At 70.8% G+C, this 631-nt stretch carries 1 protein-coding gene; it reads left to right on the forward strand.

The features are described 5' to 3' along the window. A partial coding sequence (locus tag H6A16_RS10560) for a transposase (protein ID WP_204619014.1) occupies positions 1-308 on the forward strand: 308 nt, incomplete at its 5' end. Positions 309-631 lie beyond the last annotated feature (323 nt).

Here is a 631-nt window from a genome sequence, read left to right on the forward strand (position 1 = left end):
CCGAGCACTCGAGCGGCGAGACGTCGTCGAGGGGCGGGATCACCCGCGCCGGCAACGCGCACGTGCGCTCCGCGCTCGTGGAGGCCGCCTGGCACGTGCCGATGTCGTCGCGCGAGCCCAAGCCCCTCGCGCCCGGCCAGGAGGCCGCGCCCGCGGTGAGGAGGCACGCGGCCAAGTGCAACCGCAGGCTCCAGGACCGCAGGGAGGCGATGGAGGCGGCCGGCAAGCGCCCCGTCGTCGCCAACTGCGCCACGGCGCGCGAGATGGCGTGCTGGGTCTGGGCGATAGCGGGGATGGCGTCCGCGTAGCGGCGCCGCCCGGACAACGGGGTCCGACCCCGGGAACCGCCGCCGTTCGAGGCCGTTGGGAGGCCACTCGAGTCTTTTTTATGGGCAGCGGGAGACCGCCACGCCCGCCGACAGACTTCGGCCGAGGCCCCCAGCCGTAGCAACGAAATGCGCAGCCGGAGAGGCCACGCGCGGATATTAGAATGCCGAACGTGCGTCGAACAGACACGCCCTCAGGCGGCAGCCAGCCCGGGTGAAGATAGGTAGGCCCGACCGGTCGCGGTAGCTCCGCGGGCGGTCGGGCCGGTTTTGCCTCTTGACAATGTTCAGCTCATATTAAAAAA

This window comes from Collinsella tanakaei, assembly GCF_016900375.1.
GTDB lineage: Bacteria > Actinomycetota > Coriobacteriia > Coriobacteriales > Coriobacteriaceae > Collinsella.